Here is a 26362-nt window from a genome sequence, read left to right on the forward strand (position 1 = left end):
CAGGTAGTTTGAACAGAGGCCTCGCCATTTGGCGGGGCCTTTTCGCATGTTTCGGGTCGCGTTTGCCGCGTTTGAGTGAAAGACATTGGCATGGCTACTCAAAAACAACTTTCCACACAGGCATGGGCCGAGCTTTTGTTGCTGGGCCTGATCTGGGGCGCATCATTCGTTTCCATCAGGATCGCGCTGGACACTGTACCTGTCATGACCTCGGTCCTGCATCGCGTCTTCTGGGCGATGCTGGCGCTTTGGGTTGTGGTTTGGGTTAAGGGGTTAAAGGTACCTTCTACCCCACGCATTTGGATTGCATTTGTTGTAATGGGAGTACTGAACAACGCCATTCCGTTTTCTCTTATGGCATGGGGACAGTTGTATATCGAAACGGGGCTCACCTCGATCCTGAACGCAACAACGGCAATTTTTGGCGTTCTGGTCGCGGCGATATTTTTCAAAGACGAACAATTGACCCGTTCTCGCGCCCTTGGCGTCAGTCTGGGGTTCGTCGGAGTTGCGATCGCCATCGGAGTTCAGAGTTTCGCCAGTTTTGACCTGCAAAGCGCGGCGCAACTGGCCATCATCGCAGGCGCGATCTCATACGCCCTGGCCGGAGCTTGGGCGCGTGTCGCGTTGTCCGGCCTGCACCCGGCAGTTGCCGCAGCCGGGATGCTGACAGGATCAACGCTGTTCATCTTACCGATAACTCTGGTCGTTGACGGTGTTCCAACGTTCGACCTGCCAGCCATTACTTGGGCAGCCATCGCCTACTATGCGCTGATTGCAACCGCCGGAGCATACCTTTTGTACTACCGTGTTTTGGCAATGGCGGGCGCGGGCAATCTTTTGCTTGTAACGCTGGTTATCCCACCTGTGGCAATTGTTCTTGGCGCAATCCTGCGCGACGAAGCGCTACAACCACAGGCATTTCTAGGCTTTGCTGTGCTCGCCGTGGGGCTATTGATCCTAAACCGAAACCGCGCACCTGATTGACGCCGCCCGCCGCCCCAATTAGCAAGGTGCTAAAAGGGGATAGCAGACGATGATCTACAGCTCGGCAAAAGATTGGCGCGAGGCAGCGCGAAAGAAAGTGCTGTTTTTCGGCATGTCGGGCCTTGGGAAAACGTATGTGTCCAACATCTTGCGGGACTCGGGTGACTGGTTTCACTACTCGATCGACTACCGCATCGGTACACGCTACATGGGCGAGTACATCACCGACAATGCCAAGGCAGAGGCGATGAAAGTCCACTTTCTGCGGGATCTTCTTCTGTCAGACTCGATCTATATCGGCTCTAACATCTCATTTGAGAATCTCACGCCGGTCGCGGCCTATCTGGGCAAGCCGGGCAACCCGGCGCTAGGAGGGCTTGAGCTAACCGAATACCGCCGCAGACAGGAACAGTTCAGACTGGCAGAAATTCATGCTCTGCTGGACACAGAGTATTTCATCGACCGCGCCCAACGCCTGTATCAATACCCCAACTTCATCTGTGACACCGGCGGGTCAATCTGCGAATGGGTCGACCCCGACGACCCGCGCGATCAAGTCCTGTCCGAGCTTTCGCGGCAAACTTTGATGATATGGCTAAAGGGCGACGACGAGCACACCGCAGAGCTGGTCCGGCGCTTTGACAAGGCTCCCAAGCCGATGTCTTATCAGCCACAATTCCTGACTCAGGTTTGGGAGGAATATCTGGCCGAGCACGGTTGCTCGGGCTCTCAGGTGGACCCCGACGCATTTGTACGCTGGACTTACGCCCGCGCTCTTGCTCATCGTCAGCCCCGCTATCAGGCGATGGCCGACAATTGGGGAATAGCGGTCACAGCGGATGACATGCACAACGTCCGTGACGCCTCAGATTTCGACGAGTTGATCGAACGCACCCTTGAGGCCCGCCCAAACCACGCTTAATTACGGCTCTTACACTTAGTTTCCGAAGGCTTGCACCTGATGCCAATCAAGATCCCCTCCGACCTGCCTGCATTTGACGTTCTCACCAACGAGGGCGTCATGGTCATGGATGAGGATCAGGCGATGCGTCAGGACATTCGCCCCTTGCGGATTGGGTTGCTGAACCTGATGCCCAAGAAGATTCAGACGGAAAACCAGTTCGCCCGTCTGATCGGTGCGACCCCGCTGCAGATCGACCTGTCGCTGATCCGCATGACCGAGCATCGGACCAAAAACACCGCAGCCGAACACATGGCCGAGTTTTACCGTCCGTTTCAGGAGATCAAGGATCAAAAGTTCGACGGCCTGATCATCACTGGCGCACCCATCGAACACCTTGAGTTTGAAGACGTGACCTATTGGGACGAGATCAGCGAGGTCTTTGACTGGACCCAGACGAACGTGCATTCGACCTTTGGCGTTTGCTGGGGCGGAATGGCAATGATCAACCACTTTCACGGCGTTCAGAAACACATACTGGATGCCAAGGCTTTTGGATGTTTCAGGCATCGCAATCTTGCGCCCGCATCGCCATTCCTGCGGGGGTTTTCGGATGATTGCGTGATCCCTGTCAGCCGCTGGACTGAGATGAAACAGGATGAGATCGACAGCGCTCCGGGTCTGACAACACTGTTGGGCAGCGAAGACGTCGGCCCCTGCCTTATCGAAGACCCTTCGCATCGCGCGATTTATATCTTCAATCACTTTGAATATGACAGCGACACGCTCAAGCAAGAGTACGACCGCGACATCGCGAACGGCACGCCGATCAACGTGCCCATGAATTACTATCCTGACGACGATCCGAGCCGAGATCCGCAAAACCGCTGGCGCAGTCATGCTCATTTGCTCTACGGGAACTGGATCAACGAGATTTATCAATCGACCCCGTTCGATCTGGACGAAATTGGTCGTTAAATCTGTCATAACCCTCGGCCTGTTTCTCTCTGGCCTGACCTTGCTGACCGCATGGCGCGTGTCGCAAAACGAGGCGAGCGCCGAGGCATCCTTCCCACCCGAAGGCGAAATCATTGATGTTGACGGCGTTCCGATCCATGCGGTGGTGATGGGCGAAGGCCCAGACGTGGTTCTGATCCATGGTTCAAGCGGCAACACGCGCGACATGACGTTCGCTCTTGCACCAATCTTGGCAAAGAACTTCCGCGTGATCGTCTTTGACCGACCGGGCCTTGGCTATAGCGGCAGCTTTAACCCCGACGGTGAAAGCATTGAAGAACAAGCCATAATTCTACAGAAGGCCGCTGCCATACTTGGCGCAGACAAGCCCATTGTCGCCGGGCAAAGCTATGGCGGATCCGTATCGCTTGCTTGGGCCGTCGCCCGACCCGAGAACATCTCTGGACTGGTTCTGATCGCCCCGGCTGCCATCCCTTGGGAAACACCGCTGGATGGCTTCAACAGGCTTGCGTCTACATCGGCGGGTAACGCTCTGGCTTTGCCTTTGATCAGCGCGTTTGTGCCGGAATGGTATGTAGAAAAGACGCTTGATCAGGTGTTTGCTCCGCAATCCGCGCCCGAAGGGTATGCCCGTCACTTTGGCCCCGGCCTGACTATCCGTCGCTCGTCCATGCACGCAAATGCCAAACAACGGGCCAATCTTCTGGAAGAAATCCGTGCCCTTCAACCGCAGTACAAAGACATCTCGGTGCCAACTGAAATCGTACACGGAACAGCGGACGAAACTGTTGGTCTGGACTGGCATTCCCAGCGCCTGATTGAGCAGATACCGGATGCGGAATTGATTGAATTGGCAGGGATCGGACATATGCCGCAGGTCGTTGCCGCACCCGAAGTGGCCACCGCCATTGAGAGGGCGGCACAAAGGGCAGGTTTGCGTTAATCACTCGGCTAATCCATAGTAGAAATTGGATTTTATCGAGAGGTGACTTATGGCCCGATCCGCAAAAGGCTCCATCGAAAAGTATTTCCGAAAAGAAGCCCCGAAAGAGGTCAGATCCTCAATCGAAAAGGCAAACAAGGATGACATCCTGAACCCCAGCTTTCCTTACGACGAACGAATGAAGCGTAAGGATTATGAAAAGCAGATGGAGGCGTTGCAGATCGAGCTGGTCAAGATGCAATCGTGGGTGAAAGAGACCGGTGGAAGGGTCGCAATCATCTTTGAAGGCCGGGATGCTGCTGGAAAAGGCGGTACAATCAAGCGCTTTCGCGAAAATCTTAACCCACGCGGAGCCCGCAACGTCGCACTTGGCAAGCCATCGGATCAAGAGCGCAGCCAGTGGTATTTTCAAAGGTACATCCCTCACCTACCCGCCGCTGGCGAAATCGTGTTCTTTGACCGAAGCTGGTACAACCGCGGCGTTGTTGAGAATGTATTTGGTTTTTGCACGTCAGATGAACGCGAAAGGTTCTTTCGTCAGGTCTTGCCGCTGGAAACTGGTTTCGTCAGCGACGGCATCAGGCTTTTCAAGTTTTGGCTGAACGTTGGGCGCGCCGAGCAGCTCAACCGGTTCTTGGCCCGTGAGACCGATCCGTTGAAGCAATGGAAACTCAGCCCGATAGATATTCAAGGACTCAGTAAATGGGATGAGTACTCGACCTCTATCGCTGAAACCCTGACACGCAGCCATTCGGCGCATTGCCCGTGGACAATTGTGCGCTCGGACGACAAGAAACGAGCGCGGCTTGCGGCCATTCAAACCGTCCTGCATGCCCTGGACTATGACGAGAAAAATCATGAAGCCATTGGCGAAATCGATACGAAAATCTGCGGCGGGCCCGAAATCTGGGAGTCCTGATGAATTTCACTCGTTTTCCGCGCCATAGATGTTGGACGAAACGCGCCGCTCGGATTATGTCAGAAGTCCAAGTATATGAACAACAAGGGCACGTGATACAGGGATGACAAAACGCGGGTATCACCACGGCAACCTGAAGCAAGCCTTGATCGAGGCCGCGCTGTCCCTGATTGAAGAAAAAGGTCCGACCGGCTTTACCCTGTCCGAAGCGGCCAAGACAGCCGGCGTAACGCCAGCGGCCGTTTACCGGCATTTTCAGGGTCGCGAAGACCTGATCGCCGAGGCCGCGCGCCAAGGGTTCGAGATGTTCGCGGACTTGATGCAATACGCCTACGACAAGGGTCAGCCATCCGCTCTGGCCGCGTTCGAGGCAACAGGGCGCGCCTATCTTGCCTTTGCGCGCAAGCACCCTGGCCACTACATCGCAATGTTTGAAAGTGGTGTTTCCATCAACCGCACGCCGGAACTTTCATTGGCGGCCAACCGAGCGAAAAGTGTACTCGAGAAGGCCGCTGCGGATCTGTCCCAGCACATTCCCCCTGAGAAACGTCCGCCCGCGTCGATGTTCAGCGCGCATATCTGGGCCATGAGCCACGGCGTGGTCGAACTGTACGCCAGAAACACCGGCGCAACTTCGCCCTTTCCTCCCGAAGACCTTTTGGAATCCGGTATCGGAATCTATCTCAGGGGTCTTGGCCTGGTGCCGCAGGACGACTAGTCAGAATACGGTTCTGGGTTTTGGCATGCTAAGGCCCGAAGTCACGTTGATGAGGTCCATTTCACCCATTCCCTTGATATCGACGCGGCCCAGATCGGAAACCTGAAACTCGTCGATCAGAGCGAATTTCATCTCCTCGGGCGCAACGATATTCATTGGATTTGCAAAGACTTGCAGCCGTGAGGCAATGTTAACAGCAGGTCCGAAAACGTCGTAAACGTATTTCTGAATTCCCACGACCGAGCCAACTGCCGGGCCCATTCCCAGCCCAATGCGGGCCTCCCATTTATGCGGGTGGCTCTCATTTCGCCGCTCAAGATAACGAAGGAACCTAACCGCGCAATGAGCGACAGCCGTCGCATGATCCGGGGTCGCATCGGGCATCCCGGAGACTGCCAGGTATGCGTCCCCAATTGTCTTGATCCGTTCGCATCCAAACTGTTCGACGATCCGGTCAAAGGCGGTGAAAATGTCGTTCAACTCGCTAAGAGTAACAGTCGGGTCCGTCTTTGCCGCGAAATCCGTGAAACCGACAAAGTCTAGCATGACCACCGAGACCTGATCGTAAAGCTGCGGCGTCACAACGCCGAATGTCTTGAATTCCTCATATACCGCGCGTGGCATCAGGTTCAGCAGCAACCTTTCAACACGCTCTTTCTCGCGTTCCAGTTCGCGCGTGTTGCGCTCGACCATTGTCGAGTAGCTGTCGATCATGCTCTCAAGTTCGCGAATGCGGGTAATGTTTTGACACTCAACGACCAATAGCTGCTCGTCCATGCCATTTGCCAAGGAAACCGCAGTCGCAAAAATCAATGTTCTACGCTTTGGCTTGATCTGCATTTCGACGGAATAGCGAAGGCCAGATTGCTTTACATCCTCCAGCTCGCGCTGATCCAGACCGGGAAACACATCCAGCAGAGATTGCCCTTCGGACGGAGCGCCAAACCATTCGGCAAACGGGCCATTGTAGAACACAAACCCAAGATCCGAAGCCCGCACAACGGCCACGCCCACTCCGATCGCGCGGAGCAGTTGCTCATTTATGGCCAGAATACTCATGCTGCGTTGCGCGTCACGATGATGGAACGCTTGGATTCAATTGCGCTGAGGGCAATCTTGATATGACCGTCCTCCATCCCGTGCATCTCCAGTGCCTGGCCGAACAGATCGGCCATCTCATCAAAGTCAGCATGAGATATGTTTAGATGCCGATGAACGGCCTCGATCCGCTCATCACTGAAGGACGCAGGCCCACCGACCAATGACGAAACAAACTTGGTTTGGTGATCAATTAGTCGAGGCATGTCGATGTCCTCGAAATGTCCTCCGATCTGGTCAGAATCCAAGGCCATCTCATAGAACGTCATTACGATCCTGCTGATCGTTTTGAAGCCACCATATCGTTCGTAGATCGTCTGACTCATACCGAAAACCCAAGCGCCAACTGGAAATAACACTCAAACGTTATATCAAATTGACAGTTTTGTTAACGGTTATAGGGCGGGAACCCGTATTCCCCTAAATTTTGTGGGAAACGGCGCACGCCTAGACGCTAAGATCATCCGCGCATGGAATAAATCCGATATAGCCGCCCTGCTCTCGCAAACGCTTTTCGCCGCCCATTCGCCAGAACAGCTTGCGCCGCGCGGCCCTCAGTTCTCGACGCACGCGAAACCACGTTGGCCCTTTGTCCAGGCCGGTGTTGGTTTTCGTGTCTTGAGATCGCTCGCTAACCTTTACATCTTCGTCAGTCTGGCCTTGCTGTTGCGACCAGATCATCTGGACGCCCACAGCCGGAAAACACTGAAACATGCGCCAATCCTCGCGCGGCAGCGAGATGAAGTCGTCCAAATGATCCGAATACGGCTCGGACCAGCTTAGCAGCCTGCGGCAAGCCGCCTGTGTGACAACATACGCAGCAGAGCTTGGGGCCATTTCAAGCATCGGCCGAACCGGCACATCTGCGATTGTGCGATGGGGTCCGAAACGCATTGATCTTGGGGAATAGTCGAGTTTCACCAGATCGTATTCCGACGCGTTCACTAACACTTTGGACACCACGTTCCCTGCATTGACCGACAGCTCTACATCATCCTCAAAAATAGCGACCGACTGGAGGTTTTGCTGCACGACGGCGCGCCATACTGCGCGATGGCTTTCAAAACAGGCAACCTCGCTTTGTTTCAAACCCCAGCGGCTGCCTGTGCCCGGTACATAGCCATTGTCGTCCAATGCGCCGGGAACCTGGCCGTCAACCGCACTGAACCGTACTGCCCCAGGCAGACCGGCATGGGCGAACTGTTCTTCCATGAATTCCCGCCGCGCTGGGACGCGGTCCAAATTTATGTAGAAGACACCTGTCTCCGGCGGCAATTCGTGATGCACCACGGCAATTCCTTTCCAGTCGCCTTGTCAAATAGACACCGCCGAAGGGGACATTCAACCATCAACTGCGCTCGGATGATCTATCCAGCCTTGGGCAACCGGTCTAAGCTGTGGGCAAACGGCAAAAAACAGGGCTTTGGAAATGTCATCACATGGGTACTCCAGCGGACGCTTAAACCTGCCTTTCGTAGGCATTTCGACCTTTGGCAAATCACCCTACATCGAAAACTGGGACCAGATCGAGGCGGATGTGGCGATCCTTGGCGCTCCGTTCGACTTTGGCACCCAGTGGCGGTCCGGCGCGCGGTTTGGGCCGCGTGCAGTGCGCGAGGCATCGACCCTGTTCAGCTTTGGCCACGCCGGAGCATATGATCACGAGGATGACGCGACCTATCTGGATAGTTCCGTGCGGATGGTCGATATCGGCGATGCGGACATCATCCACACCAAGACTGAGGAAAGCCATGCCAATATCCAGTTCGGGGTCCAGAAGATTCTGAACGCAGGTGCCCTGCCCGTCACCATTGGCGGTGATCACTCGGTCAACATCCCCTGCATCAACGCCTTTGCCGATGAGTGTGCAGAGAATGGTCCGATCCATGTGGTTCAGATCGACGCGCATCTGGATTTCGTGGACGAACGGCACGGCGTCACCGCCGGGCACGGCAACCCGATGCGGCGCGCGATTGAGAAAGACTATGTCTCGGGCATGACCCAGTTGGGTATCCGCAACGTGTCCTCGACCGCGAAGGAAGGCTATGAGGATGCCCGCGCCCGAGGGTCTGACATTTTGTCGGTGCGGCAGGTTCGCAAACTGGGGACCGAGGGCGTTTTGGCGCGCATCCCCGAGGGCGCGCGATATTACGTGACGATCGATATCGACGCCTTTTGCCCCTCGATTGCGTCAGGTACCGGCACGCCCAGCCATGGCGGTTTTCTGTACTATGATGTGCTGGAAATCCTGCAAGGGCTGGCACAGCGCGGCGACGTTGTGGGCATTGATCTGGTCGAGGTCGCGCCGAACTATGATCCGACCGAAAGCACCCAGATTCTGGCGGCACAGGTGCTGCTGAACTTTATCGGGTTCATCTTCCACGAACGTGGCAAGAGGGGCTAAGCGCCCCTCCTGCCTGTCCGGTTAGGTAATCGTGTTATGTTCCGGCCCATAGGGGAAGCCGGTGATGTTCTCGGCACCGTCCTCCTCGACGACCAGAATGTCATGTTCGCGATATCCGCCCGCGCCGGGCTGACCTTCGGGTATCCACAGCATCGGCTCGATTGAAACGACCATGCCCGGCTCTAGCACCGTGTCGATATCCTCGCGCAGCTCCAGCCCCGCCTCACGCCCGTAGTAGTGGCTGAGAATGCCGAACGAGTGGCCATATCCGAATGACCGGTATTGCAGCAGACCCTCATCCGCGAAGAAGCGGTTTATCTCAGCCGTGATGCCCGAGCAGGTCGCGCCGGGTTTGATTAGGCTCAGCCCCAGTTCGTGCGCGGCGACGTTGGCCTTCCAGATGCGCAGGCTGTCGGCGTCGGGTTCGCCCAGAAACAGGGTGCGTTCCAACGCAGTGTAATAGCCCGAGATCATCGGGAACGTGTTTAGCGACAGGATATCGCCCTTTTGCAGCGCCCTCTTGGTCACGGGGTTATGCGCTCCGTCGGTGTTCAGGCCCGACTGAAACCAAACCCAGGTGTCGCGGTATTCAGCGTCGGGATAGGCACGCGCAATCTCGGCCTCCATCGCGTCACGACCGGCCATGGCAATCTCAATCTCGGTCGCGCCCTCGCGGATCGCGGCGTGGATGGCAGCGCCGCCCACATCTGCGGTGTGTGCGCCGCCCTTGATCAGCGCGATTTCTTCTGCCGATTTCACCATCCGGGCGGCCATCGTATCGGCGGCCACATCCACCAATTCCGGCTGACCCAGCATCGCCAGCACCGTATCACGTGCCGCAAGCGTCATGTGATCGCCCTCGATCCCGATCCGTTTCGCGCCACCGATCAGGCTGGCCACCGCGCGCCAGTAGTTGTCACGCTTCCAGTCGGTGTAGATCACGTTTTCCTCGACCGAGCGTCGCCACGGTTGCCCCGCGTCGATATTCGCCGACACCGTGGTGCAAGCGTCCTGCGTCACCACGCAGCCGTAAGGACGGCCAAAGGAGCAATACAGAAAGCCCGAGTAATAGGCGATATTGTGCATCGAGGTCAGCAGCACAGCCGGAATATCCCGCGCAGCCATCATCGCACGCAATCCCGTCAAGCGACGTTCGTATTCTGCCTTGCTGAATGGCAAAGGCGCCTTTTCACCATTGTGGCTGGTGAAGAACTCGGGGCGGTTTGTCAGGTCTGTCATCATGCTCTCTCCTGCAATGCCGGACGAAGGGTGCCCGGCCACAAGTCCCGGCGTTCAGGACAAGCGGCCTCGGGAACCGAGAGCCATGCGCCCGTTTGGATGTCACGACGCCATCGTGACCGGGCTACACAAGGGTACGGCTAAATCACGCCGCGATTCACGTCAAGCGGGGCTGAGACCCCGCAGACGCTCGGACCGGCGGCGCAGCAATTCAACCGTGGTCAGCAGCGCGATTGAGATCACCACAAGGATCGTCGCCACCGCAAGAATGGTCGGGCTGATCTGCTCGCGCAGGCCAGTGAACATCTGCCACGGAAGCGTTTTCTGGCTGGCCGAGCCGACGAACAGTACCACAACCACCTCGTCAAACGAGGTGATGAAGGCGAACAACCCGCCCGAGATCACGCCCGGCAGGATTAGTGGCATCTGGATCTTGAAGAAGGTCCGCACCGGCCCTGCCCCCATATTCGCCGCAGCGCGGGTCAGCGATTGGTCAAAGCCCACCAGCGTCGCCGTCACGGTGATGATCACAAACGGAATACCCAGAACCGCGTGGGCGAGGATGACCTTCACATACCCCACAAAGTTCTTGTCCATGCCCAGCGTGCCTTCGAGGAACCGGCCAATATCGCTGTAGAAAAAGAACATGCCGGTTGCCGAGATGATCAGCGGCACGATCATGGGTGAAATCAGGATACCCATAATCGCCCGTTTTCCTGGAACGTGGCTTTGACTTAGCCCGATGGCCGCCAGCGTACCTAGTGATACCGAGATAAACGTCGCAATCGGCGCGATGATCAGCGAGTTTTTGAAGCTGCGTTGCCATTCATTGTTGGTGAAGAAATCGCGGTAATGCTTGAGCGAATAGCCCTCGGGGTCCAGCCGCAGCATCTCGGGCGTAAAGGTGAAAAAGTCCTGCGCGTTAAACGACAGCGGAAGCACCACAAGGATCGGCGTGATCAGGAACACGAAGATCGCACCGCAGATCACCCGGAAGGTGTAATGCCAAAACACCTGTTGACCGGTCATATACGGCAGCAGTTTCCGCCGATAGCGGCCCTCATAAAGCCAGAAGATGAAGAAGGCGAAGAACCATCCAGCCAGCAGCCCAACAATCAGCCCGGTCAATCCTGCGAACAGCAGGCCAAGCCCACCTAGCCCAAGGATCGTGATCCAGCGGGCGGCGCGCTCGTTGTCCAGGACATTCATGTAGACCCAGGCCAGCCCCGCCATCAGCACGGCTCCGATCAGGATACCCAGCAGGACACTGCCCTGCCCGGCCCCGACGAACATGCCAAGGAACCCTCCGGCAATGGCCACTGCGGGCAGAACGACCGACATGGGTTTGCGGGATATTGGTGTAAGTGCTGCCATCGTCTTTATCCCAGCTTCACGTTGTCGATGCCCACGATCTTGTCATAGCACCAGTAGAGTAACAGAACGACCGCCAGCAGGATCGTGCCCAAGGCCGCCGCCAGCCCCCAGTTCAACGAGGACGAGATGTGGTACGCAATCCGGTTCGAGATGAACACACCCTTGGTGCCGCCTACGATTTCCGGCGTGATGTAGTAGCCGATGGCGAGGATGAACACGAGGATCGACCCCGCGCCAATGCCCGGTATGGATTGCGGAAAGTAGATGCGCCAGAAGGTTGTCCAGTTCGTCGCGCCCATGGACTTGGCAGCGCGCGTATAGGAGTCCGGGATCGTCTGCATCACCGAATACATCGGCAGGATCATGAACGGCAGCAGGATATGTGTCATCGCGATAATCGTGCCAAATTGGTTATTGATGATCACAAGTCGCGCATCATCGGCCACCAACCCAAGCCAGACCAGCGTTTCATTGATCACACCTTGCTGTTGCAACATCACTTTCCACGCCGAGGTTCGCACCAGAAGTGACGTCCAGAAAGGTAACAAAACAAGGATCATCAACAGGTTCGACACGCGCATCGGCAGCGTCGCAAGCAGGTAGGACACCGGGTAAGCCAGCAGGATACAAGACGCCGTAATGATCAGCGACATCATCAGCGTGCGCCCAAACAGTTTGATCAGGATTTGCTTGTCTTCGGGCTGCGCCTGCGCGCCCTCAGGGGTGCGGCGCATGTCGATCGCATTCAGGAAATATCCGTTGGTGATGGGAACCGCATGCGTCTTGATCGTGCGCCAAGTCTCAACATCGCCCCAGCCATCGTGAATATCGATCAGCTTGTCTTTGAACGGGCCGTCCGTTTCCGGGTCCAGCTTTTTGATCTGACGACCAGAGCGGCGGAACATCGAGGACATACCGGTTTGTTCATAGTTCAGACGCGACCCCAGACGGGTGTGCGTTTTTTGGTCGATCGCAGTGATCATGTCCTTGGTAAACGCAGCGTAAAGCGCCTCATCCGGAAGTTCACCGCTGTCGGCATCCCAATTGCGCAGCTCGACCACAGTCAATGGCAGCGTGTCGGCCACGATGCTGTTTTCGACCGAGCGGAACAGCATCGACATAATCGGGATCACAAAGGAAAGCAGGACAAACAGCAGCAGCGGCGCAATCAAGGCCAGCGCCCTCAGCTTGCGACGGCGCAAAGACCGCGCCAGAGATTTCTTCAGCGGGGTGCCATCTGCGGCCAGCATCGGACCGGATTGAGTTGCGTCAGTCATCTGCGTCCCTTGGTCTTTTTATGGTGGGTCAGGGCCAATGGCGGCCCCAACCGTTGACTTAAAGCAGGCTTATTGCGCCAGCCACGCCTGGAACTTGGCGTCGATATCGTCGCGGTAGTCAGCCCAGAACTCGTAGTTATACAGGAACGTGTTCTTTGCGTTCTCTGGGTCGGTCGGCATGTGCGGTGCCATGTCGATGCCCAGATCGGCGTGCTGACCTACCAACGGAGCCGACGAAGCACGGGCCGGACCGTACGAGATGTACTTGGCCTGATCCGCCAGACGCTGCGTGTCGGTGGCGAACATGATGTAGTCCAGCGCGCGCTGTTGACGCTCTTCGCTCAGACCCGCGGGAATGATCCAGCCGTCCAGATCGAACACCTGTGCGTCCCACAGCATGGCGACAGGCTGTTTCTGTTCTTCGATCACGCTGAACAGACGACCGTTGTAGGTCGAGCCCATGATGACCTCGCCATCGGCCAGCAACTGCGGCGTGTCAGCACCGGCCGACCACCAGACAACGCTGTCCTTGATGGTGCCCAGCTTGGCCAGCGCCTGATCCTGACCTTCCGGTGTTGCCAGAACATCATAGACGTCTTCTTTGGCAACGCCGTCACACAGCAGCGCCCATTCCATGTTGTTGATCGGACGCTTCTCAAGCGAGCGTTTGCCCGGATAGTTTTCCAGATCGAAAACCGCGCAAATCTCGGTCGGAGGGTTATCGCCTACCAGATCGGTGCGGTAACCGAATGTGGTCGAATACACGATCTGCGGAATAAAGCAGTCGCTGACCAGAAGGTCGCCGAAGTCTTCGGACGCCGGTGTGCCGTCCGGTGCAGCGGCAAGCTGGCTGTCAAAGTCGATTTCAAGCGCCAGACCTTCGTCGCACAGACGGATCGCGTCCGCAGCAACAACGTCCACCACATCCCAAGTGATGTTGCCCGCTTCATTCATCGCGCGCAGCTTTGCGACCGCCTCGGCCGAGCTGTCATCATTCAGGATGGTGACTCCGGTCTTTTCCGAATAGGGCTCGTGATACGCTTTGAGCTGCGACTTGGAATACGCGCCGCCCCAGGAGACGATGGTCATCTCTTCGGCCATCGCGCCACCGGCAACGGCAGCAACCGCGCTTGCCATCAGAGTGGTTTTAACTTTCATGTTTAACTCCCTGTTATACCCGCTAAATTTAGGTTTCGAGACCGGATCACGGGGCAACCCGGCCAACTCTTGCCCCGCAACGGCGGGGTATTCATGCCTCAGGCGTCAAGCGCCCGGCAATCATGCGCCAACCAGCCGATCTCGACCTCTTGGCCGGGGGACAACCTGACGGCATCCGGTGCGTTCCGGGTCTTGATGATGAAATCATCATTGCCCGCCACAGACAGACGGAACCGGAACACATCACCCATGTAGATGAACTCTTTCACCGTCGCCTTCAGAGTATGGGCATCGGCGTGCAGGCGATCTTTATTGAACTCAACCCGTTCGGGCCGGATCGACACCTTTGTTCGTTCGCCCGCAGCGCTCACGTTCACTGGCTTGGCGTCGATTTCAGAGCCATCGTCCAGCGTGACCACGCACGAGTCCCCGTCTATCGATTTAACAACACCTTCCAATGTATTGTTTTCACCGATAAATTGAGCAACAAAGCTGTTCTCGGGTTCTTCGTACAGTAGATCCGGCGGCGCAAGTTGCTGAATGCGTCCGTCATCAAAAACGGCGACACGATCCGACATGGTCAGCGCCTCGGTCTGGTCGTGCGTCACGTAAACCGTCGTAATCCCCAGCTCATGGGCCAGACGCGTGATTTCAAACTGCATGTGTTCGCGCAGTTGCTTGTCCAAAGCCCCCAGCGGTTCGTCCATCAAAACCAGCTCAGGCTCGAACACCAAGGCACGCGCTAGGGCGATACGCTGCTGTTGACCACCGGACAATTGCGCAGGGCGGCGACTTCCGAACGCGCCCATCTGAACCATATCCAAGGCGCGCTTAACCTTTTCTTCGCGCTCATCCTTGCCAATCTTCCGTACCTCCAGCGGGAACGAAAGGTTCTCGGCAACGGTCATGTGCGGGAACAACGCATAGTTCTGAAAAACCATGCCAATACCACGCTTGTGAGGCGGGATGTTGTTGATCGGTCGCCCATCCAACATGATCTCGCCATGTGTCGCGGTTTCAAAACCGGCGAGCATCATCAAACACGTCGTTTTACCGGAACCCGACGGGCCCAGCATCGTGAGGAACTCCCCTTTTGGCATTGAAAGGTTTAAATCTTTTACGACGAGTATCTCGCCATCATAAGATTTCTGGACACGCTGAAATTCGACGAACGCTGCGTCATTAGTCATTACCAACTTGGCTCCCCTGTGCCGTCCTTGGTCGCCCGGTTTATCCGGATCTCAAAGACCTGTCCGGCCCATTTAAGGACATGCGGCACGCGTCGCGCAACCAAAATATGACGACCTGATAACAATGGCACAGTCACAAGCCTGATAATCAGGCGGAATTCAGGTGCCGCATGTGCCATGCAAGACTTTGATTGCTGGAGAGAACGGGCTTTTGCAACCATTTCTGAATTTCGGGTATCGCATCAAAAGTTCTTATATTCGTGCAGCTTATGAAAACAGCCTCAACTTGCGAATCAGACCCTAGCTTTAACGCGGCATCGACAATGGATTGCCGCGAAATCCGAACGACCCTGGATTCCTGCGCCTCTCCGAATGAGCCAAAAACTTCCATCGACACCCCGTTTTCAGCGAACGCACGGCGTAGGGGCTCATTCACTTCCTCGATATATGGCGACAGCAGAGCAAACTTGGAAACCCCCAATTCGGCCGCGCACGCAGAACCCGCACGAAGCGGATTCGTGACAACTGCCGCATCACAGCTTTTCTGCACCAGCCTCTCTACTTGTTTCGACCCGATCACAGAGCTCGCCGATGTGCACCCATAGCCCACTACTCGGTACGGACGGACCTTTGGCAATAGATCCGCTGCAGCGGGAAGGGCCTGCTCCATCTCTGAAAGAGTATCGGTCGTGACTTTGCTTCCGCTCGGAATCCGGGAAACATAGATGGGATAGCTGCGATCCGAGAAATACGCGCTGAACTCGGGCTCGATCGTCTCATCTGTCTGCAAGACGATCAAACCAAGCGGCGTGGATTGCGGGTCATCCGCATCAAGTTCGTATGGTAAGTAACTCATATCACATGCAACTCCGGCCCGGCGCGCGGACTGATAAATCGTGGTCCGTCCTCGTTGATCACGATATTTTCCTCGTGCACCAATATCTTGTCGCCAATTGCGATACCGGGTTCAAGCGTCAACACCATGCCGGACTCCAGCACCGTATCGTCACCAGGGATCAGGGACGGCCATTCCGTTAGGGACATTCCCACCCCATGCCCCAGTCGCCCTGCTCCGGTATCTTCACTTTTGCGTGAAAGAACCGAATTCATCGCGTGGTACAGGTCGCACGCGCGCGCGCCAGGGCGTGCGATCTCGAATGCGCTGTCAGACGCCTCGATCAATGTGGCAAAGGCTGATTTTACCTCGTTGCTGGCCGGGCCGATTGACCAGTTTCGGTCATAGTCACAAAAGTACCCGTCCCATACCAACCCGGTGTCCAGCATTAGGACGTCTCCGTCTGTCATTGCGGTATCACGCGCCGGAGAGATCACGTCAGTATACCCTCCTTTTTCAGCCCCTCCTGCCAAATAAGGAACCCAATCCGCGCCTTCCTCAAGGCAAAGCATCTGAAACCGGCGAAAAACCGTGTCCAAAGCCACGCCCGAGCCTGCAATCTCGGGTACACGCTGAAAGGCTCGTGCGGCAATCTGGCAAGCGGTTTCGATCTTTGCAATTTCGGCTGTGGATTTCACCATCCGCAGTGACCGCAGAATTCCACTGTCGCCCGCAAGACGCCGATTTTCCAATGCATTTTGCAATCGGATAAAGTCAGCTATCGGCATGCGCATATGCGTTTCATGACCATCCGGCTGACCGATATTTGCATCTGTTGGCGTAACCTCTCTCAATGTCTCGGCCAACAAGGTGATGCCATCATCCACAAGGTCCGGCGAACTCCAGGTGCGGATGTCGTCTATCCACGTCTGTCCCATCAGCGCAGCGCCAATCGAAGGAATGACGGCGATGGGTTTGCCAGATGCAGGCACGATCAGGAACCAAGGGCGCGTCGGGCTTTCCCAGAACCGGGTCAAATACCCGGTGAAGTAACGTACTTCGGGCTCGGTCGTGATTAGGAGCGCTGAAAGCCCCTGCTCGCTCATCAAGCGCTGGGCGCGTTCCGTGCGCGCCGCGAATTCCGAAACCTCAAACCCCCTCATTCTGCAATCTCGGACAAAAAGCACAAAACGCGCGCCTCGGGCCCAATAGACAGTTCATTGCACACGTCGGAATTCATGACCGCTGCGATCCCTGCCCCACCAGACGCTGTTGTCGCGATCCCTGCCTTGGCCATTGCTGGGAGATGGCGCAGAACTTCTTCATCCGAAAGCGTCAGAAACTTATCCGCGTCTCGTGCCAGACCATTCAGCGCGATCAGCGACGGCTCTTTGCAGTCAAGGCGACCCATCACGCTGTCCGGCCCATCGGCAAACACACATGCGCCCGCCTCGATACTGGCTTGCAAAGCGGGTGCGGCCTCGGGCTCGACCACAATAATCTGAGGTGCATCTTTCCAAACATCACGGACATAGGCGGCGACGGCCCCCGCCAGCCCGCCAACACCGGCCTGCAAGAAGATGTGCGTGGGTATCTGCGGGCATTGACGCACCGCCTCGGCCGCCATTTGCAGGTAGCCTTCCATCAGGATGTGAGGCAGCTCGTAATAGCCGGGCCAAGAACTGTCAGACAGCAACGTCCAGCCATTGTCCCGAGAGGCCTGCGCCGCAGCCTCCATACTGGCAGCATAGTCAGAACCCTGACGCACGACCCGAGCGTTTTGCGACCGTAGGCGATCCGCAAAACTCTCGGGCACAGTTTCGGCGATATACACGACTGCACCAGCGCCAAAAATACGGGCACCGGCTGCAACACTCATGCCGTGGTTACCCGCGCTGGCGGTCACATAGGTCCTACCGGTCAGGGTCGTGTTGTCGGGCGTCTCGGACATATCCGCAGCATGGCGCGCAATCACATAGGCCGCGCCCAATGCCTTGAACGACCCCAGATTCATCCGCTCACGCTCATCCTTCACCCAGAGATTTGCGACATCGGCAAGGCCGCCAACCTCCCTCAGCGGCGTTTCGGCGGCAGCGGGGCATTGGTCCAGCAACGCGGCAACGCGCGCGGCATCGGTAGAGGGGAACGGAGCCTCTGGGATCAGCTTCTGACCACCGCGATAAGGGTTGGATGAAATCTTCAATGGCCCGCCTTTCCTGTGTTGCCCATTGACGTGACCGAATTCGTCAAGTTCTGTCAACAAGACTTCACACGAGACAGGAGCAGCCCATGGCCCACGCTGATCCGGCATTTACTCGGGCAGAGTATGATCGCCGCCTGACCAAGACGCGCAAGGCGATGGCAAAGGCTGGCCTGGACGCTTTGTTTGTCGAAGACCCCTCGAACATGGCGTGGCTGACAGGGTACGAGGGTTGGTCGTTCTACGTGCATCAAGGTGTCGTGGTTTTTCACGACGCTGATCCGATCTGGTGGGGTCGCAGTCAGGATGCGAACGGTGCGCGCCGCACAGTCTGGATGACGAACGACCGTATTCACGGCTACGCGGACGAATATGTTCAGTCGACTGTTCGTCACCCGATGCAGGACCTTGCCGCGCTGATGGCGGATTGCGGTCTTGCAAGCGGGCGTATCGGAGTCGAACTGGACAACTACTATTATTCAGCCAAGGCCCACCTGACCCTTCAGGCAGAGCTTCCCAACGCAGACCTGATTGATGCAAACGCGCTGGTCAACTGGCAGCGCGCGGTTAAATCCGACGAAGAGATTATATTGATGCGCAAGGCCGCACGCATCTCAGAGCATATCATCGACGGCGTTCTGGAACGCGTGGAACCGGGGCTTAGGAAAAACGAGCTGGTGGCCCAGATTTACAGCGACGCCATTAAAGGTGCCGACGGGAATTGGGGTGACTATGCGGCCATCGTGCCCTTGCTTCCCTCGGGGCCAGACGCGGCGGCACCGCATCTCACGTGGGATGGCGCTCCGTTCAAGTCGGGAGAGTGCACGTTCTTTGAACTCTCGGGCTGCTATCGCCGGTATCACACACCGTTCTGCCGGTCGGTTTTCCTTGGCCAACCACCCGATCACCTGCTACGGGCCGAAGCTGCGCTGGTTGAAGGGCTCGAGGCAGGATTGAACGCAGCCCGCGCAGGCAATCAAGCCCGCGATATCGCCCTTGCGTTGGCCGCGCCGTTGGAACGCGCCGGGATCGAGCGCGGCGCGCGGTGCGGTTATCCTGTTGGTCTCAGCTATCCGCCAGATTGGGGCGAGCGCACCATTTCCCTGCGACCCGAAGATGAAACCGTTCTTGAACCCGGCATGACCTTCCATTTCATGCCCGGCCTTTGGATGGACGACTGGGGGCTTGAGATCACCGAGTCCATCCTGATCACCGATTCCGGGCCAGCAGAGTGCTTCTGCGACCGCCCCCGCAAACTGTTCGTAAAACCATGACCTTGCAAAGAACCAAAGAAATCCTGTCCGACCTGATCGCGTTTGAAACGGTTTCAGCGGACAGCAATCTTGTGATCATCCACTATTTGACCGACTTTCTTGAGGCACTGGGCGCGCGGTGTATTCAGACACAGGACGCGACCGGCGCAAAGGCCAATATCTTTGCCACGCTTGGGCCAGAGATGGATGGCGGCATTGTCTTGTCCGGTCATACGGATGTTGTTCCGGTGGCCGATCAGGACTGGACCAGCGATCCGTTCCAGATGGTCGAGCGTGACGGCAAACTGTTTGGGCGCGGCACCTGCGACATGAAGGGGTTCATCGCGGCAGCCTTGGCTTTTGCGGAAACTCTTGACGCGACACAGTTGACCCAACCGCTGCATTTCTCGTTCACCTATGACGAGGAAACCGGGTGTCTAGGCGCGCGCAATCTGGTGGATGACCTGTCTGAACGCGGCATCGTCCCGGACATCGCCATCATAGGTGAGCCAACAGAGATGCGCGTGATCGAGGGCCACAAGGGGTGCTATGAATACACCACGTCCTTTGTCGGGCTGGAAGGGCACAGTTCGGCCCCGGACGATGGGGTGAACGCGGCTGAGTATGCGGCCCGCTACATCGGGAAACTGCTGGAATTACGCCAAGTCCTGAAGTCCCGTGCACCAACCGGCAGCCCGTTTGAACCGCCTTGGACGACCGTGAATATCGGGCGGATTTCCGGTGGGGTCGCGCACAATGTGATCGCCAGCAAAGCCGAGGTTGCCTGGGAAATGCGGCCGGTTCAGTCCAGCGATGCGGATCTGGTCAAGCGCGCTCTGTCCGACTACGTGGAACACGCGTTATTGCCTGAAATGCAGGCCGTGCACAGCGCCGCCACTATTACCCAACAGGCCGTCGCCGAAGTTGCCGGCCTTGAGCCGATGGACAAAAACGCAGCCCGAGACCTTGTGGCCGAGCTGACCGGAGCGAACGGCACGGGCGTCGTCTCATTCGCGACCGAGGCGGGGCTGTTTCAACAGCTTGGGGTTCAGGCGATCGTCTGCGGGCCGGGATCAATCACTCAGGCTCATAAAGCAGACGAATATGTCGAGATTGAACAGCTTGAGCTTTGCTGCCGGATGCTCGACCGCTTGGGGCGTCGAATGACCGCCTAGCCTTCGCCATGAGAACGATCATACGCTGATCGCGCAGGTTGGACATGCGCATTGCGCGCGTCTTGCCCCGGGTCATACACCTCGATCAGCAACGGATAGCAGGCCGCGGCATCCGAGGAATGCTCGGATGAGCAGTCGCCTCCCGGACAGGCCGAAAGCCCGACGATCAGATCAATCGCGGCGTAGAATTCCAGATAGTCGCCGGGGCGCACCGGGCTGGCCTTCATGAAATACTGCCCGGTGTCCCGCGTGAATCCCGTGCACATGAACACATTCAGAACGTCGTGCACATGCATTTCCGCCTCATGAAGCGGCAGGTCGCTATGGCTGGCCAGAGCCCGCGTCAGGTTCGAGTGGCAGCAATAGTGATAGTCGTCACCAGACAAAAGGCGGCCGGTATAGGGGTCACAGCGCGTTCCGATCACGTCATGAACGGACCCTCCGAATTCGTCGAACCCGTACCAGTCCAAAGTGTCGCCCACGATGGTGGCCATCGGGCGCATGTTGGGAAAGCTGGACCACATGCGATCTCCGGTCGATAGATGCGTCCCATGCAAGGCGCGGGTTTTGCCGGAATAGAAGCGTTCGGACAGGTCGTGTTTGTTCCACATATTCAGGTCGCCGACCTGTGGACCGTCGACCGAAACAACCCGAACGAAAGCACCGGCGGGCACATCAATGCAGGCAGCATCCCGAGGGGCGGCGGTCACCTCAGCCGTCTTGGACGCCTGTTGCCTGAGCGCACTCAACGCTTCCAGATCGGGTTGCGGCAACGTGTCTGGCGAATAGCAGATGACCGGAGGGATAGATTTGCGCTGGTTCGCGTCGGATGGCGCCCTGAAATGCGGGTTCTTCAACTTCACGGGCACACTCCCTTCCCTGTATCAGCCCAGATTTAGCGCATTACAAACGGGTTCGCCATCGGCTCTTGCGCGGTGCTGATCCAGGTTGTTTTGGTCCGCGTGTAATCCAAAACTGCCTCGACCCCGGCCTCGCGCCCATAGCCGGATTGGTTGAACCCGCCAAATGGCGCGATGGGAGAGATTGCGCGATACGTATTCACCCAGCAAATCCCAGCCCTGATCCGCTTGGAAACCCTGTGCGCCCGCGCAAGGTTCTGGGTGAACACACCCGACCCAAGCCCGTAGGGGGTGGCATTGGCCAGTGCAATCGCCTCATCCTCGGTATCAAACGGCAACAGAGACATCACAGGGCCAAACATCTCGACCTTCAGGGTTTCCGTTTCGGGCGAGCTGCACTGAACCAGCGTCGGATTCATGTAGTTCCCCGGCCTGTCTGCGGTTTCCCCACCGAACCGGATCACCGCACCCTGCCCGCGTGCCTTGGCCAGCGTCTCTTGGATTTTAAGAACCTGAGCGCCTGTGCAGAGCGGGCCAACATGCGTGTCACCATGCAAAGGATCACCCACCCGAATGGCGCGGGATTTTTCCTCGATCCGCTCTATCAGCGTCTCCAATATGGGCCGGTGCACCAACCCTCGCGTTCCCGCAACGCAGCTTTGGCCGGACGCGCCGAAATTACCGGCAATCAAGCCGTTCGCCGCCCCATCCAAATCCGCATCCTCAAACACCAGAATCGGGGATTTCCCACCCAGCTCCAAAGAGGTAACCGCGAAATTCTCGGCCGAGTTTCGCACAACGTGGCGCGCGGTTTCCGGCCCACCTGTGAAAGCGATGCGATCCACATCGGGGTGGCGCGTCAGGGGAATGGCGCAATTCTCGGCATCCCCGGTAATAACCGACACAACACCCGGCGGGAAACCGGCCTCGTCGATCAGTCGAGCGAATTCCAGCATCGGGGCCGGCGCGATTTCCGAGGCTTTGAGAACAACGGCGCACCCAGCCGCAAGAGCGGGGCCAAGTTTTGTCGCTGTCAGGAACATCTGCGCGTTCCACGGCACGATCGCCGCAACCACACCTATTGGTTCACGGGTCGTAAAAACGTGCATGTCCGGTTTGTCGATTGGTAAAACAGTCCCTTCGACCTTATCCGCCAACCCAGCGAAATACCGGTAATAATCCGCGACATACCCTGTTTGGGCCGCAGTTTCTGCCAGCAACTTACCGCTGTCCGTTGTCTCAAGCTTGGCCAGACGCGATGCGTTTTCTGCGACCAGATCAGCCAGCCGATACAGCAGCTTCCCCCGAGCGGTAGCTGACAGATCGCGCCACATCGGATCGTCCAAGGCGCGTTTAGCAGCCGCGACAGCGCGATCAACATCCTCGGGCGCGGCGCAGGCAAAGGTCGCCCAACCCTGACCGGTGGCGGGATTTTCAGACGTCATGACCTGTGAAGACGCGCCTTCGGTCCGGCTGCCATCAATGAAAAGCTGAAAGTGCGGCAAGTTACCCATCGTGATCCTCACTGAAAAACAGGCATGACTTCATCAATGAACCGAGCCAACGACGCGCGTTTGCGATCGTTAGTCATTCCACTGTCGATCCAGAACGAAAACTCATCATAGCCCAAATCCTCGTACCGTTTGATCCGGTCGATGACCTGTTGCGGGGTGCCGACAGTCAGATCGGCCGCCAGCTTCTCGGTCGTGTACATCGGGTTCGCGTCCATCTCGTCCGATGAGATCGGTTTGATCAGGCCCTGAGTGATCGGGCGTTTGTTCAGGAACCAAGCACCAAAATAGTTGTAATACCGACGCAAATCCTGAACGCCACGGGCGACATCATCTTCGTCCGCGCCGACATATGTGTGATGCAGCAGCATAATCTTAGGACGTGGCCCAGAATAGCTGTTGCAGGCGTCGTTGAACCGCCCCATCAGCGTTTCGATCTCTTCCATGCCTTGCCACAAGGGGGTGACCTGAATGTTAAACCCATTGTGGACGCCGAATTCGTGGCTGTTGGGATCGCGCGCCGCGATCCAGATCGGGGGTCCATCCTCTTGCAATGGCTTCGGCGCGGACGTGGTAGCGGGAAAGGAGTAGAACTCTCCGTCATGCGCACAATCGCCCCGCCAGATTTCTTTCAACAGCGGGGTCGACTCACGCATCCTTTGACCCGCTTCCCATGCGTCCATTCCCGGCATAAGGCGCTCGTATTCAAAAGAATACGCCCCACGCGCGATCCCCAGCTCTATACGACCTTTGGTGATCTGATCCGCAGCCGCCGCCTCACCCGCCAGTTTGATCGGGTGCCAGAATGGGGCGACGACCGTCCCGGTCCCCAAATGAACATTGCGGGTGTGATGCGCCAGATCGACCAGAGACAGGAACGGATTCGGCGCGATGGTGAATTCCATCCCGTGATGTTCGCCCGTCCAGACCGCACGCATCCCGCCCTCGTCCGCCATTTTCACAAGCCCCACGAATTCATCGTACAAAACGTCATGAGGCTGATCCGGCGTCAGGCGTTCCATATGGGCAAACAGGGAAAACTCCATCAACGGGCTCCTTCATTCAAACTGTGGATGTCACCTTGTTTCGCGTCACCAAGGTAGAGAGAGAAGTTCCCCTCCTGCGCCTCGACCGCAAAGCGGGTCATCATGTCGTGGATGGCTTGGGTGGTGTAGGTGAGCTTTGGCAGGGCATCGACGGGCACCCATTTGGCGCTTTCTACGGTGGGGTTTCCGTGGCAGGAGGCCAAGAAAAACGTATAGTGCAGACCGCTTCCCGCGTCGCTGAAAGAGGAATACACCTGATCGACCCGCGCCGGCACACCTCGGTCTGCCAGCCCTTGCGCCAGCCTGTTGCGCTGGCCTCCGGGTTCGACGCCTGCGATCTGAAGCGGCCGGTACCGACCGTTGTGAACCTCAAGCAAAACATGGCCCTCTGACCGCACCAAAGCGCCGCAGATCGTCGGCTCTGTCGCGTCAATCTCGCGTTCCAGACCCAGGCTGAAATACGAACCACCGACATAGCCAAGACCATTGCCCCTGGCGTGCGAAAACTCCTCAACCCGGCCAATCAGAACCGTATGATCCCCGGCAGGGACAGCGGTATGTGTTTCACAACAAAACTGTGCCAGTGCCCCTTGGATCAATGGCAGGTCACTCAACCCTCTGGAGTGGTCGACCTTGGCGAAGCGATCGCCTTTGTAGCTGGCGAAGGTGTTGGACACCTCCCGCTGTCCCTCAGACAGGATGTTGACTGCAAAATGCGAGCATTTGGCAAAGACTTCATGGCTGGACAGAAACTTGCCCGGACAGACCAACAAGAACGGCGGGTCTAGCGATACGGACGAAAACGAGTTTGCCGTGAATCCGACCGGATTGCCTTTGTGATCAAGTGTGGTCACAACGGTCACACCGGTCATGAAACTGCCGAAAGCGTCGCGCAGCGCCCTTGGGTCGATTGATGTCATGTCAGGCACTCCTGTACGAACCCCAACAGAATAGAATTAACCTCAACCGGGTGTGTCATTGGCATCATATGGGCCGCGCCGGACACGATCTCGGCACGTCCCTGTGCCGCTAGAGCTGCCATTTTGCGGGACATTGCCGGAGTCGAATTCGGCTCGTCCGCGCCTGTCATGAACAACGCGGGACACGCGATTTTCGCGAGGTCTTGATCCGACAACCCATCGCTTTCGGCAAAGACCTTGTAGGCGGCTTTGTAGGCCGCGGGGTCAACCTCAGTCAGCCATTGCGCACAGGCTTCGCGTTCTTTGGTTTCGTGATCTCCGAACCAACGGGTTAGCGTGCCTGACGGGTCATTCGGTCCATCGGCACTCAAAGACGTAGCGCGTGCCATAACCGCCTGACGCGCCTTGGGATCGCGCCGATAGACCGCGTTCAGGGCGGCAACACCCCTGATTTGCTCATGACCAGACGCGGCCAATGACAAGGCCACCAACGCGCCCATCGAATGTCCGACCAGAACGGCTGGCTCAGACAGCAGCGCCCCAACAGGTTTGACGTAGCTGAGCAACCCATCAGGGCTACGGAACGCCGAGCGGCCATGCCCAGACATGTCCGGGCACAACACGCGAAAACCTGCCGCGACAAACGCATCAATCTGCGGATTCCACGCCTCAGCACGCAGGCCCACCCCGTGCAGCAGGATGACCAGCGGCCCCTCGCCTGCGTCTATAGCGGCGAGGTTGCCAAATTCAGACCGAGGCCGGGTTGTCCACGTCATGGCCCAGATCCTTCAAATCCTGATAGCGGTCTCCGATACGATGATGTGGCCGCCCCGAGGTCGCACCGCCCAGAACCACAACGACCTCATCGGCGCGCGGCGCATCGGGGATCGCAAATTGCAGCGTCAGGTAATGCGACCGACGGCCCGCGTCGTTCTTATCCATCATCGGCACCATGATCGGCGTGTTTGCGGGGCCGCGTGTATTGGTGAAGGACAGATAGGATTTCGCACCAACCGCCTGCCGGAAAATGTTCCCGAAATGCAGAGTGTGGATCAGGCCCGAGGCGTGCTCGACCTCTCCGTCCAGCCCGACGACGGCCGCCTTTCCATAGGCTTCGATCGCGTCGCCCCCTCCGGCCAGCGCTATCATTCGGCTGGTCAGCAGCTCACCTAAGATCGGACCATAGGCAAGAATTTCAGCGCGCAGATCGTCGACATACCGCCCGGCCCAAGGGTTCGACACAACGGCAGCGACGGCAAACATGCGCCAGGGACGGTCGGCCTTGCGAAACCCTTCGACCAGAACTTCCTCATCATAGGTTACGATTTTTCGGATGTTTGGCTTCACGATGGGCCCCTTTTTTTAGTCAGGGAAAA

The 26362-nt window shown here is 57.4% G+C and carries 26 protein-coding genes; 9 read left to right on the top strand and 17 right to left on the bottom strand.

Features of this window, described 5'->3' with window-relative positions; all coding sequences use genetic code 11:
* Positions 1-90 precede the first annotated feature (90 nt).
* The 6 genes from ACR0B7_RS04630 to ACR0B7_RS04655 all read left to right on the top strand — a co-directional run bounded on the left by ACR0B7_RS04630 (position 91) and on the right by ACR0B7_RS04655 (position 5446).
* The gene (locus tag ACR0B7_RS04630) at positions 91-987 is read left to right on the top strand and encodes a DMT family transporter (RefSeq protein ID WP_170482143.1); all 897 of its coding nucleotides are present in this window, start codon (positions 91-93) and stop codon (positions 985-987) included.
* 49 nt (positions 988-1036) lie between these two features.
* Positions 1037-1909, top strand: a complete 873-nt coding sequence (locus tag ACR0B7_RS04635; protein ID WP_170482147.1) for an ATPase — start codon at positions 1037-1039, stop codon at positions 1907-1909.
* A gap of 39 nt (positions 1910-1948) precedes the next feature.
* A complete protein-coding gene (gene metA / locus ACR0B7_RS04640; protein ID WP_170576507.1) occupies positions 1949-2866 on the top strand; it encodes a homoserine O-acetyltransferase MetA in 918 nt (305 codons plus the stop codon).
* Positions 2856-3809: an alpha/beta fold hydrolase gene (locus ACR0B7_RS04645; protein WP_480681002.1), complete on the top strand. Its 954-nt coding sequence runs from the start codon at positions 2856-2858 to the stop codon at positions 3807-3809. Before metA ends, ACR0B7_RS04645 begins: the two co-directional genes overlap by 11 nt.
* Before the next feature lie 49 nt (positions 3810-3858).
* Complete coding sequence (gene ppk2, locus ACR0B7_RS04650; protein WP_170482157.1) at positions 3859-4728, top strand: polyphosphate kinase 2; 870 nt, start codon at positions 3859-3861, stop codon at positions 4726-4728.
* Positions 4729-4831: 103 nt separating this feature from the next.
* Positions 4832-5446: a TetR/AcrR family transcriptional regulator gene (locus ACR0B7_RS04655; protein ID WP_170384099.1), complete on the top strand. Its 615-nt coding sequence runs from the start codon at positions 4832-4834 to the stop codon at positions 5444-5446.
* Here ACR0B7_RS04655 and ACR0B7_RS04660 read toward each other — a convergent pair whose 3' ends face one another.
* The 3 genes from ACR0B7_RS04660 to ACR0B7_RS04670 all read right to left on the bottom strand — a co-directional run bounded on the left by ACR0B7_RS04660 (position 5447) and on the right by ACR0B7_RS04670 (position 7834).
* Positions 5447-6505, bottom strand: coding sequence for an adenylate/guanylate cyclase domain-containing protein (locus tag ACR0B7_RS04660; protein ID WP_170384096.1), 1059 nt, complete (start codon positions 6503-6505; stop codon positions 5447-5449).
* Entirely contained in the window at positions 6502-6870 is a 369-nt protein-coding gene (locus ACR0B7_RS04665) for a group I truncated hemoglobin (protein WP_170482160.1), read from the bottom strand. Before ACR0B7_RS04665 ends, ACR0B7_RS04660 begins: the two co-directional genes overlap by 4 nt.
* Before the next feature lie 121 nt (positions 6871-6991).
* Positions 6992-7834, bottom strand: a complete 843-nt coding sequence (locus tag ACR0B7_RS04670) for a glycosyltransferase family 25 protein (RefSeq protein ID WP_480681005.1) — start codon at positions 7832-7834, stop codon at positions 6992-6994.
* Positions 7835-7973: 139 nt separating this feature from the next.
* Here ACR0B7_RS04670 and speB point away from each other — a divergent pair, with 139 nt between their 5' ends.
* Positions 7974-8948, top strand: coding sequence for an agmatinase (speB, locus tag ACR0B7_RS04675; protein WP_170482166.1), 975 nt, complete (start codon positions 7974-7976; stop codon positions 8946-8948).
* A gap of 21 nt (positions 8949-8969) precedes the next feature.
* On the opposite strand, the gene ACR0B7_RS04680 is transcribed toward speB, so the two are convergent.
* The 8 genes from ACR0B7_RS04680 to ACR0B7_RS04715 form a co-directional block, all read right to left on the bottom strand.
* Complete coding sequence (locus ACR0B7_RS04680) at positions 8970-10187, bottom strand: aminopeptidase P family protein (RefSeq protein WP_170482168.1); 1218 nt, start codon at positions 10185-10187, stop codon at positions 8970-8972.
* A gap of 162 nt (positions 10188-10349) precedes the next feature.
* A complete protein-coding gene (locus ACR0B7_RS04685) occupies positions 10350-11561 on the bottom strand; it encodes an ABC transporter permease (RefSeq protein WP_170384086.1) in 1212 nt (403 codons plus the stop codon).
* Positions 11562-11566: 5 nt separating this feature from the next.
* Positions 11567-12838, bottom strand: a complete 1272-nt coding sequence (locus tag ACR0B7_RS04690) for an ABC transporter permease (RefSeq protein WP_170384083.1) — start codon at positions 12836-12838, stop codon at positions 11567-11569.
* Between the two features lie 69 nt (positions 12839-12907).
* Positions 12908-13996 carry an extracellular solute-binding protein gene (locus ACR0B7_RS04695; RefSeq protein WP_170384081.1) on the bottom strand — a complete coding sequence of 363 codons (1089 nt, stop codon included), beginning with the start codon at positions 13994-13996 and terminating at the stop codon, positions 12908-12910.
* Between the two features lie 98 nt (positions 13997-14094).
* Positions 14095-15186 (bottom strand): ABC transporter ATP-binding protein, encoded by a 1092-nt coding sequence (locus ACR0B7_RS04700; protein ID WP_170417434.1) that lies wholly within the window; start codon positions 15184-15186, stop codon positions 14095-14097.
* Between the two features lie 148 nt (positions 15187-15334).
* Complete coding sequence (locus tag ACR0B7_RS04705) at positions 15335-16042, bottom strand: aspartate racemase/maleate isomerase family protein (protein WP_170482176.1); 708 nt, start codon at positions 16040-16042, stop codon at positions 15335-15337.
* The gene (locus tag ACR0B7_RS04710; RefSeq protein WP_170576508.1) at positions 16039-17184 is read right to left on the bottom strand and encodes a M24 family metallopeptidase; all 1146 of its coding nucleotides are present in this window, start codon (positions 17182-17184) and stop codon (positions 16039-16041) included. Before ACR0B7_RS04710 ends, ACR0B7_RS04705 begins: the two co-directional genes overlap by 4 nt.
* Positions 17181-18224 carry a pyridoxal-phosphate dependent enzyme gene (locus ACR0B7_RS04715; RefSeq protein WP_170483043.1) on the bottom strand — a complete coding sequence of 348 codons (1044 nt, stop codon included), beginning with the start codon at positions 18222-18224 and terminating at the stop codon, positions 17181-17183. The genes ACR0B7_RS04710 and ACR0B7_RS04715 overlap by 4 nt, the downstream gene beginning before the upstream one ends.
* 86 nt (positions 18225-18310) lie before the next feature.
* On the opposite strand from ACR0B7_RS04715, the gene doeA reads away from it, so the two are divergent.
* On the top strand, positions 18311-19495 hold the full coding sequence (gene doeA / locus ACR0B7_RS04720) for an ectoine hydrolase DoeA (RefSeq protein ID WP_170482182.1): 1185 nt from the start codon (positions 18311-18313) through the stop codon (positions 19493-19495).
* Positions 19492-20649: an acetylornithine deacetylase gene (argE, locus tag ACR0B7_RS04725; RefSeq protein WP_170482185.1), complete on the top strand. Its 1158-nt coding sequence runs from the start codon at positions 19492-19494 to the stop codon at positions 20647-20649. The genes doeA and argE overlap by 4 nt, the downstream gene beginning before the upstream one ends.
* Here argE and ACR0B7_RS04730 read toward each other — a convergent pair.
* From ACR0B7_RS04730 to ACR0B7_RS04755, 6 genes are read right to left on the bottom strand one after another with little or no spacing between them, the layout of a single operon-like run.
* A complete protein-coding gene (locus tag ACR0B7_RS04730; RefSeq protein ID WP_480681261.1) occupies positions 20646-21506 on the bottom strand; it encodes an urea carboxylase-associated family protein in 861 nt (286 codons plus the stop codon). The two genes, argE and ACR0B7_RS04730, sit on opposite strands and share 4 nt — an antisense overlap.
* 38 nt (positions 21507-21544) lie before the next feature.
* Complete coding sequence (locus ACR0B7_RS04735) at positions 21545-23023, bottom strand: aldehyde dehydrogenase (protein ID WP_170482191.1); 1479 nt, start codon at positions 23021-23023, stop codon at positions 21545-21547.
* A gap of 8 nt (positions 23024-23031) precedes the next feature.
* Entirely contained in the window at positions 23032-24066 is a 1035-nt protein-coding gene (locus tag ACR0B7_RS04740; protein WP_170482193.1) for an LLM class flavin-dependent oxidoreductase, read from the bottom strand.
* On the bottom strand, positions 24066-24986 hold the full coding sequence (locus ACR0B7_RS04745) for a flavin reductase family protein (RefSeq protein ID WP_170568964.1): 921 nt from the start codon (positions 24984-24986) through the stop codon (positions 24066-24068). Before ACR0B7_RS04745 ends, ACR0B7_RS04740 begins: the two co-directional genes overlap by 1 nt.
* Positions 24983-25762 carry an alpha/beta fold hydrolase gene (locus ACR0B7_RS04750; RefSeq protein ID WP_170482199.1) on the bottom strand — a complete coding sequence of 260 codons (780 nt, stop codon included), beginning with the start codon at positions 25760-25762 and terminating at the stop codon, positions 24983-24985. Before ACR0B7_RS04750 ends, ACR0B7_RS04745 begins: the two co-directional genes overlap by 4 nt.
* Positions 25734-26333 carry an amino acid synthesis family protein gene (locus tag ACR0B7_RS04755; RefSeq protein WP_170482203.1) on the bottom strand — a complete coding sequence of 200 codons (600 nt, stop codon included), beginning with the start codon at positions 26331-26333 and terminating at the stop codon, positions 25734-25736. The genes ACR0B7_RS04750 and ACR0B7_RS04755 overlap by 29 nt, the downstream gene beginning before the upstream one ends.
* Between the last annotated feature and the right edge of the window lie 29 nt (positions 26334-26362).

Source organism: Ruegeria sp. BB6, from assembly GCF_056539385.1.